Below are 9,721 nucleotides of genomic sequence, written 5' to 3'. Positions count from 1 at the left end.
TTCTGCAAAGTGGTTGTAGGATTGTTCAAGCCAACGTTCTGGCCCGGCTTTTTCACGCGCCAACCACACCCCTTCCCCTTGTTGCAGGGTGCCGATGCGGCGTGGCCGTGGCTGCAGGGATTGTATTGCATTGCGGTGAACTGGTTTGGCTGCCCAGCACAACTCGAAATCATCTCCGCCTTTCAGGGTGGTTGAAACCAGCAGGGTGAGCAATTCGGCAGCACCGGGAAAACCTGCCAGTTCTGGCCAGTGTTCAAGCCACATGGCCTGAATTTCAGTTACAGACAAATTTGCCATCAAGCCACTGGAATTGACAATGTGGCCAATGTCGCCGCCCAACCCGTCTGACAGATCCACGCAGGCATTGGCCAAACCTCGTAGTTGTTGCCCCAGGCGGATTGTCGCCACAGGCTTCTGCAACGCTGTCAACGCGCGCTGTTTCAGGTGGCTGGGCAATGCCGCGAGCAACTGCTCAACACCCGTTAATTCAGATGGCTTGCAACACGCTGCCAATTGCCCCATGCGCTGGTATTGCAGCAACAAACCAAGACGTGCTAAACCGGGGGTGCCACTGACCCACACATCGTCACCTGCCATGGCATGGGCACGGTGAAATCCCTTGTGCTCAGTCGGGGCTTGGCCGAATACGGTGATGGATATGGTTTTGGCTGTGTTGCTTCCTGCCGATGTGGTGTCGCCGCCCACCAAGGGGCAGTTTTCCTGTGCTGCAAGATCATGCAGCCCCCTGGAAAAACCAGACAACCAACTTTCGTCAACCGAGGGCAGGCTGAGGTTCAAGGTAAAACCAAGCGGCGTGGCACCGCAGGCGGCCAAGTCAGACAAATTACACGCCAGGGATTTCCAGCCCACCACATACGCGGGGTCGTCGCCGAAAACATGCACGCCTTCAACCAGGGTATCGGTAGAAATATAAAGCGTGTGGTTCAAGGCTGGCTTTACAGCAGCACAATCGTCCCCGATACCCGCCAAGACCGATTCGCCCCTGGATTGAACCAGGTCGGCGAAAGGTTCTTTGAAGTAGCGCGAAATGAGGTCGAATTCCACAACGCCCCTTGCGGTTTAGCTGGACTGGACGTTGGACTGGGCTTTGATTTCCGTGTCGCGGGCTTGCGCGGCGACTTTATCGAGCACACCATTGACGAACTTGAATGCGTCTGTGCCGCCGAAAGTTTTGGTCAGCTCTACCGCTTCGTTGATAACCACACGATAGGGAATTTCCGAATGGGAATTCATCTCATGGCTGGCCAACACCAGCACCGCTTTTTCAACCGGGCTGAGATCGCCCCATGGGCGATCAATGAAAGGCTGGATTTGATGCATCAAATCTTCGAGGTGATGCACTGAACCATGCAACAGTGATTCGTAATGGTCGCGGTCGGCTTTGTCGAAACCAGGGGCATCGCGAATATGTGCGTCAATTTCACCCACATCGCTTGGGTTCAAAAACCACTGGTACAGCCCCTGCAGCGCCAACTCGCGTGAACGGCGGCGCGCATTGCGGGTATGGCCTTGTCTTTTGCCTGAATCAGGCTTGTGGACTTCACTCATCGTCTTCTGCCTCGTCGTCGTCCACGCCCGGCAGGTTGTCATCCAAAGCCATCATGAGGTTGCCCATTTCAACGGCACAACGCGCTGCGCTAACGCCTTTGTCTTCAATGCGTTCAATGGCCTGGTCTTCGGTGAAAGTGGTCAACACCATGTTCACCACTGGGACGTCGTGTGCCAGCGCCACGCTGGAAACACCACGGGCACTTTCGCCACACACAATTTCAAAATGGTAGGTGTCGCCCTTGATCACGGCACCCAAGGCAATCAGCGCATCGAATTCACCGGAAAACGCCAGGCGCTGCAATGCAATTGGAATTTCCATGGCACCGGGCACGGTGATGTGAAGAATGTCTTCATTCAACACACCCAGGCGCAGCAATTCGCTGCAACAGGCAGCCCAAAGGCCATTGGTGATTTCTTCGTTGAAGCGGGCCTGAACCACGCCCACACGAATGCCATCGCCATTCAAATTAGCAGGCACACTTCCTGGACTGTTGCTCATTTCGTTTCTCCGTTGACATAACCTGACACTTCCAAATCAAACCCGGTCATGCTTGGCATTTTCCGTGGTCGGGACAGCAATTTCATTTTGTTCACACCCAGGTCGCGCAGAATTTGTGCGCCAATGCCGTAGGTGCGAAGGTCGGGGTTTGAGCCCGCACCCTTGCGCGCGGTACTACCGCGCTGTTCGATGTCGTCGAGGGACGCAAACTGACCCAGCAGTCGGTCGGACGATACATCACAGTTCAGCAGCACGATAACCCCTGCCCCCTCTTCCACCACTTTTTTCATGGCAGCTGGAATGGAGAACGAGTGTTCAGACAGGTTCACCTCCAGAAAATCGATCAGCGAGGTGGGTTCGTGCACGCGCACCAACGCCTCAGTGTCCGGATTCAACTGCCCGTACACCAGCGCGAAGTGCGCACTGCCCGTGGGCTTGTCACGGAATGAAATGCAATTGAACTGGCCCTGCACGGTGTCGATGATGCGTTCGTGCATGCGCTCGATCAGCGATTCCTTGGTGCTGCGGTACTGAATCAAATCGGCAATGGTGCCAATTTTCAAATTGTGTTCTTTGGCAAATTCAACCAGATCGGGCAAACGGGCCATGGTGCCATCGTCTTTCATGATCTCGCAGATCACGGACGCGGGGCTTAAACCAGCCATGGCTGACAGGTCGCAACCCGCTTCCGTGTGGCCAGCGCGCATCAGTACGCCACCGTTGACCGCGGTCAGCGGGAAAATGTGTCCGGGTTGCACCAGGTCTTCAGGCTTTGAATTTTTGTTCACGGCCACACGAATGGTGTGGGAGCGGTCTGCCGCAGAAATACCCGTGGACACACCTTCAGCTGCTTCAATCGACACGGTGAAATTGGTGCCGTGCGATGAACCGTTGGCTGCCACCATGGGGCGCAGGCCCAACTCGCGACAACGCGCCTCAGTCAAAGTAAGACAGATCAGGCCACGGCCATATTTGGCCATGAAGTTGATGGCTTCAGGCGTGACAAAATCGGCGGCCAGCACAAGGTCTCCCTCGTTTTCGCGGTCTTCTTCATCGACCAGAATAACCATGCGGCCCGCGCGCATTTCTTCAACTATTTCGTTGATTGGACTTATTGACATGGCAATGTAAATTCTTGAGATTGATTTAATGGGCTCTATTGTAAGCCTTCAAGCGCCATTCACGCACGCACAGCAGTAGAAGGACTGCTCCCCAAATGGAAAACCACAGACGATCGCCCCACTTCGCAAAGAAGGTTTGCCCTAATCGCCCTTCGATTTGCCCGGACCACACCAAGGCCTGGCCGGGCATGGCCTTCTCGACCCAGCGGCCTTTTTCATCGACCAAACCCGACAAGCCGGTGTTGGTGACGCGCAAACCGGGTTTGCGGTGCTCCGCTGAACGGGTTCGGCCCATCTGGGCATGCTGATCCAGTGCCCAGGATTGCCCGAACCAGGCCAGGTTACTCAAATTCACGAACACGGTGGGTTCTTGTGTGGAGTTGGCCACCAATTGGGCAAATTCGCCACTAAAAATGTCTTCATAACACACCGTGGAAGCCAATGCATTGCCCTGAACCATGAACGGCTGCAGTGGGCCGGTGCCGGACGTGAATTCGCCCATGGGCATGTTCAGCATGGCAACAAACCACTTGAAACCCAAGGGAATGAATTCACCGAAAGGCACCAAATGGCGTTTGTCGTGACGCGTCTTTGGCACCTCAAGGTCTTCGAGCGGCTCGTCACCCTGAAACATGACAATTGAGTTGAAGTAGCGCGGGCCTTCCTGAATCGCCGACCCCATGATCACGGTGGTGTGATTTGGTGTGGCAAAGTCGCGAAAACGAGTTTGCCACTCCACGGGGGTGTCGGTCCACACCAGCGGATTGACGGTTTCCGGAAAAACAAGCAAACCACCTTGGTCTGCAAGCTGCTGTTTTGCCACATCGCCCAAGGCAAAAGCCTTTTGCATGTTGAACACAATCAAATCCGGATCAAACTTAATGCTTTGGTCCACATTCGTTTGCACACCCGCCACAGGCAGGATGCCCGCGCTTTGGGTTGGCGTGGGCAACTGGATCAGCCCGACAGTTCCGGCAACAAGCGCACCGAACACCAATGCGGTTCGCGACTGGCGGCCCAACACCAGTGACACCAGCAAATGCCCCAATAAAATGAGAACAAACAAGGCTCCATGGCTGCCCAACCAAGGCAACAAGTTGGCAAAAGGAGAATCCACCAACACATCGCCCAGCCCCAGCCAGGCAAAGCCGGTCATGAAGGTGCCGCGTGCCCATTCAAAAAACGTCCACAGCGCGGCCCACAACAGGGCATTGAACACGGCCGCATTGGGCGATGGATATTTGGCAGAAAACCGGCTGTACAGCCACACAGCCAGCGCTGAGAACAAGGCCAGATAAAAAGTAAATGCTGCCACTGCCGCCCAGGCCAGCAACGAAGGCAAACCGCAAACCGCCATAAGTGTGCAGGCTGATGTGCAGCCAAGACACTCCAATGCCGTAGGCAGACCAGCCAAACGCAAGGCCGGTTAGCCAAGGGCGGCGGGTTTTAAGGGCAACACAAGGCAAGGCGGTGATCAGGACCAGGCCCAGCCACCACCAGGAGGTGGGCGCAAAAGACAGCACCCAGGGGGCGCCCAACAAGGCGCCAACAACAAGAGGAAACATCAGGAATGCCTGTCGGTGTCGAGGGGCTGGGTGGAATTGCCGGAATTGTTGTCGCTTGTGCCTGGTTCCATTCGCTGAACCTTTAACAAGTGCACCAAACGCGCGTCGGCTCGAAGTATTTCAAAATGGATCGGAAACAATTCGATGACCTCACCCCGACCGGGCACACGTGCCAAATGATCGGTCAGCAGCCCGCCAACGGTGTCTGCGTGTTCATTCGAGAATTCCGTGCCAAAGGTTTCATTGAATTGCTCAATCGTTGTCAAGGCCTTCACCCTGTACAAACCCGCCTGGGCATTTTCCATGCTCACAATGTTGTCGGCGGCGTCATCAAAGTCGTATTCATCTTCAATGTCACCTACAATTTGCTCAAGCACATCCTCAATAGTGACCAAACCCGCCACGCCGCCGTATTCATCCACCACCAGCGCGATGTGGTTGCGGTTTAAGCGAAAGTCGTGCAAGAGCACATTCAACCGTTTGCTTTCTGGAATAAATACCGCCGGACGCAGCATGTCGCGCAAATTAACCTCGGAATCCGCATGAATACGCAACAGGTCTTTGGCCAGCAACACGCCGATCACGTTATCGCGCTCGCCATCGTAAACCGGGAAACGGGAATGGGCTTTATCAACGGCAAAAGCCACAATTTGGTCAATGGAGTCTTCGGCGTTGATGGCGTCCATCTGGGCACGGGGCACCATGATGTCGCGGGCGGACAGCTCACTGACCTGCATCACCCCTTCGATCATGGACAGCGCATCGGCGTCCAGCAAATTGCGCTCGTGGGCCTGTTGCAGCATTTCGACAAGCTGTTCCCGGTCTTCGGGCTCGCGAAGAAGGAGCCATGAAAGGCGTTCTAGCAGGCCACGTTCTTTTTTGTTGGGGGCCTGCGACGGACTCGATTCGGACATACGGGAGGATGAACCTCTACTGACGATAACACCTTAAGGATAACCGAAAAAAATGACGAAATCAGGCAACCACAATGGGCACTAGTCCGCGCAGGGAATTCGGGTAGGCCTCCACAATGTCCAGCTCAACGATTTGCCCCACCATTCTGGGGTTTCCGGCAAAGTTGACCACGCGATTGTTCTCGGTGCGACCCGCCAATTCAGCGGGATCTTTTTTGGAAGGCCCTTCCACCAACACTTTCTGGCGAGAACCCACCATGGACTTGCTGATGCAGGTGGCATGGTCTTGTATGGTTTTTTGCAAGCGGGCCAAACGTTTCAGTTTTGCGACCTGGTCCACACCATCTTCAAGGTCAGCTGCGGGCGTACCGGGGCGCGGGCTGTACACAAAGGAAAATGACGTATCAAACCCCACCGCATTGATCAAATCCATGGTTTTCTCGAAATCAGCCTCGGTTTCACCCGGAAACCCTACGATGAAGTCAGACGACATGGCAATGTTGGGACGAATTTCCCGCAGCTTGCGAACAATCGATTTGTATTCCAGCGCAGTGTAGCCACGCTTCATGGCCGCCAGAATGCGGTCTGAACCTGCTTGAACGGGCAAATGAAGGTGATCCACCAGCTTGGGCAGCCGGGCGTATGATTCGATCAGGCGCGGGCCAAATTCCTTGGGATGCGAGGTGGTAAAGCGAATGCGTTCAATGCCCGGCACTTCAGACACATATTCAAGCAGCAGCGCAAAGTCTGCCATTTCAACGGTGTCGCCCATCTTCCCCCGATAAGCATTCACGTTTTGGCCCAGCAAATTGATTTCCTTGACGCCTTGGTCGGCCAAATCTGCAATTTCCGTGAGCACATCATCAAAGGGGCGGGAAATTTCTTCGCCACGGGTGTATGGCACTACACAGAAACTGCAGTATTTGCTGCAGCCTTCCATAATGGACACAAACGCTGATGCGCCGGTGTTTTTGGCCAGGGGCAAATTGTCGAATTTCTCGATTTCCGGGAATGAAATGTCCACCTGCGGGCGATGGGAGTCGCGGCGCTTCTTGATCAACTGTGGCAAACGGTGCAGGGTTTGGGGGCCGAACACCACGTCCACATAGGGTGCGCGCTCCACAATGGCCTTGCCTTCCTGGCTGGCCACGCAACCGCCCACACCGATAATCAGGTTGGGGTTGGATTTTTTCAAGTGCTTCACACGGCCCAGGTCGCTGAACACCTTTTCCTGCGCCTTTTCGCGCACAGAACAGGTGTTGAACAAAATGACATCGGCCTCTTCCGGGTTGTTCGTGCGCTCCAAACCTTCGGAGGCGCCCAGCACATCGGCCATTTTGTCGGAATCGTACTCGTTCATCTGACAGCCAAAGGTTTTGATGAAGAGTTTTTTCTTGGAAATCATGGTTTGCCTGAAAGTTTGCCACCATGAAGCAGACCCGTTTCTGAACAGAAACAGGAGCCAACACGGGGACGTTGTAAATCGTTGCGCGTCGGGACGGATTTTACTTGCATCCCTTGCTAAAATGAAGGCCTCGTTGAAAAAACACAGGATTGGTGCGCATTAATGCCAAATCAAGGTTCCCGCTTTCCAAAATTCCCCGCTTTTCCAACACTTCCATCAATGGATGCGGTGCTGGGCGAGGTCGACAAAGCCCTGAAAACCCTGGCGGCCACGCCAGTGGCCCAACGGCCCAACCCTGCGGGCCGGAATCTGCCTCAGAACAATTTGACCGACACTGAAAAAGCACAGGTAATCGGCCTGATGCGCGTGAACCATGTGGGCGAAATTTGTGCCCAAGCGCTATACCAGGCACAGGCCCTGGCCAGCAAAGACCCACACAAGAAAGCCCTGTTTGGCCATGCAGCGAAAGAAGAAGCCGACCACTTGGCCTGGACACAGGAACGGCTGGACCAACTGGGCGCACGCCCCAGCCTGCTGAACCCCTTTTGGTACGGCGGTGCTTTTGCACTGGGCTTTGTAGCAGGCACGCTGGGCGACAAAGTTAGCCTGGGCTTTATGGCTGAAACCGAGAAACAGGTGGAAAAGCACCTGAATGACCACTTGGGCCGGCTGCCCGCAGGCGATCAGCAATCGCGGGCAATACTGGAACAAATGCGTCAAGATGAAATTGTGCATGGGCAAACTGCCATTGACCAAGGGGCAAACAACCTGCCCATGCCCGTGAAGCTGGCCATGACCGCCATGTCGAAGGTCATGACCACACTTGCGCAGAAAATTTAGTCTTCTATAATTTCGTGCGTGAACACCAGTTCGGCTGTTTTACCCAGCATGGCAGACGCTGAACAGTATTTCTCGTGCGACAACTTGATGGCACGGTCAACCAGGTTGGGCTTGAGGCCGCGGCCAATCACCTGAAAGTGAAAATTAATTTTGGTGAACACCTTGGGTGCCTCTTCAGCACGTTCGGCACTCATTTTCACTTTGCAATCGCGAATGTCTTGCCCGCTTTTGCGCAAAATCAACACCACATCGTAAGCGGTACACGCACCAGTGCCCGCCAGCACCACTTCCATGGGGCGCGGTGCCAGGTTATTGCCGCCACCATCAGGGGCGCCGTCCATACACAACATATGACCACTTCCGGTGGTGGCTACAAATGACATGCCGGGCAACCCGGACCAACTGACTTCGGCTTCCATAGAACTCCTTCTTTATGATTGATTGCTCATTGTGCCACGCACAATATTTACTGAACAGAAACTGAAAAACACCTCTATTTCAAAATACCGCCTGAAAAAATAACCAAGTAGTCACTTTTATTTATCACAACACATTGTTTTTATTGAGTATTTTTTTATTTATTTAGAATTTAATTATAAGTTGCTTTTTTCGGACAAATAAAATCAACTCTTGCGCCGCAGCAGAAAAGTATCTAGAATTTGACTTGTAGTCACTTGGATGAACCACTGAAAACCTTCAGAAGCGTTTTTTCCCCAGTGCAAAGTTGTCTCCTCCACCCTCCTCCTTTGGTGGATTAAACCCAAGCGCCTCACAGTGCTTGGGTTTTTTTTACCCAGAACCCAAAAAAGTTTAACCGAAAGCAAAAAACTTTGCTAAAATCGCGGGTTACCTGTTGGGAGAGCCCTTCGGCTGCCGACCTGCATACTAATTGTGGGCTGCATGTACAAGTGGGGAGACAGGTAAAAAAAAGCACTTTTTTATCTTTAAGGAAAAATCATGGGAACCTACTCAGCCAAACAAGGCGAGGTTAAACAAGAGTGGTTTGTGATCGACGGCACCGACAAGGTGTTGGGACGTGTAGCCAGTGAAGTTGCACGCCGCCTCCGTGGTAAGCACAAACCTGAGTTCACACCGCACATCGACACAGGCGACTTCATTGTTGTTGTAAACGCAGGAAAACTGCGGGTTACTGGCACAAAAGGCCTGAACAAAAAGTATTTCCGTCACTCTGGCTACCCCGGCGGCATTTACGAAACGAACTTTGACAAGATGCAGGAACGCTTCCCCGGCCGCGCGCTGGAGAAAGCTGTGAAAGGCATGTTGCCAAAAGGTCCTCTGGGCTACGCGATGATCAAGAAGTTGAAGATCTACGCCGAAGCAGAGCACCCGCATTCCGCACAACAACCCAAGCCACTTGAAATCTGAGGTGAACCATGATTGGTGAATACAATTACGGAACCGGTCGCCGCAAAAGCTCAGTGGCCCGTGTTTTTATCAAGAAAGGTACTGGCCAGTTCATCGTGAACGGCAAGCCTTTGACTGAATACTTCGCTCGCGAAACAGGCCAGATGGTTGCACGTCAACCTTTGGTACTGACCGAGAACGTTGAGACTTTTGACATCAAGGTAAACGTACGCGGCGGCGGCGAAACTGGCCAGGCTGGCGCAGTTCGTCACGGTTTGACACGTGCCTTGATCGACTTCGACGCAGAACTGAAGCCAACCCTGTCCAAAGCAGGCTTGGTTACACGTGATGCACGTGAAGTTGAACGTAAGAAAGTGGGTCTGCGTGGCGCACGTCGTCGCAAGCAGTTCTCCAAGCGATAAAACAAGCGTTAAGATTCA

11 protein-coding genes and 1 pseudogene are annotated in these 9,721 nt (G+C 53.7%); 3 read left to right on the top strand and 9 right to left on the bottom strand.

What is annotated here, in order from left to right; genetic code table 11:
* The 8 genes and pseudogenes from thiL to miaB all read right to left on the bottom strand — a co-directional run.
* Window positions 1-1,065 (bottom strand): thiamine-phosphate kinase (thiL, locus tag V7028_RS13035; protein ID WP_334120514.1); only part of this gene is annotated, 1,065 nt, incomplete at its 3' end.
* Between the two features lie 15 nt (window positions 1,066-1,080).
* Window positions 1,081-1,569 (bottom strand): transcription antitermination factor NusB, encoded by a 489-nt coding sequence (nusB, locus tag V7028_RS13030; RefSeq protein ID WP_334120513.1) that lies wholly within the window; start codon window positions 1,567-1,569, stop codon window positions 1,081-1,083.
* Window positions 1,562-2,071: a 6,7-dimethyl-8-ribityllumazine synthase gene (ribH, locus tag V7028_RS13025; protein WP_334120512.1), complete on the bottom strand. Its 510-nt coding sequence runs from the start codon at window positions 2,069-2,071 to the stop codon at window positions 1,562-1,564. The genes nusB and ribH overlap by 8 nt, the downstream gene beginning before the upstream one ends.
* On the bottom strand, window positions 2,068-3,192 hold the full coding sequence (gene ribBA, locus V7028_RS13020; protein WP_334120511.1) for a bifunctional 3,4-dihydroxy-2-butanone-4-phosphate synthase/GTP cyclohydrolase II: 1,125 nt from the start codon (window positions 3,190-3,192) through the stop codon (window positions 2,068-2,070). Before ribBA ends, ribH begins: the two co-directional genes overlap by 4 nt.
* Before the next feature lie 25 nt (window positions 3,193-3,217).
* Window positions 3,218-4,507, bottom strand: coding sequence for an apolipoprotein N-acyltransferase (lnt, locus tag V7028_RS13015; protein WP_334120510.1), 1,290 nt, complete (start codon window positions 4,505-4,507; stop codon window positions 3,218-3,220).
* Between the two features lie 61 nt (window positions 4,508-4,568).
* A pseudogene (locus tag V7028_RS13010) lies at window positions 4,569-4,757 on the bottom strand (apolipoprotein N-acyltransferase); the annotation flags it as partial.
* A complete protein-coding gene (locus V7028_RS13005; RefSeq protein ID WP_334120508.1) occupies window positions 4,757-5,671 on the bottom strand; it encodes an HlyC/CorC family transporter in 915 nt (304 codons plus the stop codon). The pseudogene V7028_RS13010 and the gene V7028_RS13005, both read right to left, overlap by 1 nt.
* Before the next feature lie 61 nt (window positions 5,672-5,732).
* On the bottom strand, window positions 5,733-7,076 hold the full coding sequence (gene miaB, locus V7028_RS13000; protein ID WP_334120507.1) for a tRNA (N6-isopentenyl adenosine(37)-C2)-methylthiotransferase MiaB: 1,344 nt from the start codon (window positions 7,074-7,076) through the stop codon (window positions 5,733-5,735).
* 162 nt (window positions 7,077-7,238) lie between these two features.
* Here miaB and coq7 point away from each other — a divergent pair, with 162 nt between their 5' ends.
* Entirely contained in the window at window positions 7,239-7,916 is a 678-nt protein-coding gene (gene coq7, locus V7028_RS12995) for a 2-polyprenyl-3-methyl-6-methoxy-1,4-benzoquinone monooxygenase (protein WP_334120506.1), read from the top strand.
* Here the strand turns inward: coq7 and V7028_RS12990 are convergent.
* Complete coding sequence (locus V7028_RS12990) at window positions 7,913-8,335, bottom strand: OsmC family protein (protein WP_008251459.1); 423 nt, start codon at window positions 8,333-8,335, stop codon at window positions 7,913-7,915. The genes coq7 and V7028_RS12990 overlap by 4 nt on opposite strands.
* Window positions 8,336-8,873: 538 nt before the next feature.
* Here V7028_RS12990 and rplM point away from each other — a divergent pair.
* On the top strand, window positions 8,874-9,302 hold the full coding sequence (rplM, locus tag V7028_RS12985; RefSeq protein ID WP_334120505.1) for a 50S ribosomal protein L13: 429 nt from the start codon (window positions 8,874-8,876) through the stop codon (window positions 9,300-9,302).
* Window positions 9,303-9,310: 8 nt separating this feature from the next.
* On the top strand, window positions 9,311-9,703 hold the full coding sequence (rpsI, locus tag V7028_RS12980; protein WP_105027036.1) for a 30S ribosomal protein S9: 393 nt from the start codon (window positions 9,311-9,313) through the stop codon (window positions 9,701-9,703).
* The last annotated feature ends 18 nt before the right edge of the window (window positions 9,704-9,721 follow it).

The sequence above is a fragment of the Limnobacter sp. genome (genome assembly GCF_036846585.1).
Taxonomy (GTDB): domain Bacteria; phylum Pseudomonadota; class Gammaproteobacteria; order Burkholderiales; family Burkholderiaceae_B; genus Limnobacter.
This window is presented reverse-complemented; position numbering and strand designations above follow the sequence as displayed.

Excerpts from the sequence above, each read along its gene's own strand:
- nusB (WP_334120513.1), bottom strand. The coding sequence starts at position 1,569 with ATGAGTGAAGTCCACAAGCCTGATTCAGGCAAAAGACAAGGCCATACC.
- ribH (WP_334120512.1), bottom strand. The coding sequence starts at position 2,071 with ATGAGCAACAGTCCAGGAAGTGTGCCTGCTAATTTGAATGGCGATGGC.
- ribBA (WP_334120511.1), bottom strand. The coding sequence starts at position 3,192 with ATGTCAATAAGTCCAATCAACGAAATAGTTGAAGAAATGCGCGCGGGC.
- V7028_RS13005 (WP_334120508.1), bottom strand. The coding sequence starts at position 5,671 with ATGTCCGAATCGAGTCCGTCGCAGGCCCCCAACAAAAAAGAACGTGGC.
- miaB (WP_334120507.1), bottom strand. The coding sequence starts at position 7,076 with ATGATTTCCAAGAAAAAACTCTTCATCAAAACCTTTGGCTGTCAGATG.
- coq7 (WP_334120506.1), top strand. The coding sequence starts at position 7,239 with ATGCCAAATCAAGGTTCCCGCTTTCCAAAATTCCCCGCTTTTCCAACA.
- V7028_RS12990 (WP_008251459.1), bottom strand. The coding sequence starts at position 8,335 with ATGGAAGCCGAAGTCAGTTGGTCCGGGTTGCCCGGCATGTCATTTGTA.
- rplM (WP_334120505.1), top strand. The coding sequence starts at position 8,874 with ATGGGAACCTACTCAGCCAAACAAGGCGAGGTTAAACAAGAGTGGTTT.
- rpsI (WP_105027036.1), top strand. The coding sequence starts at position 9,311 with ATGATTGGTGAATACAATTACGGAACCGGTCGCCGCAAAAGCTCAGTG.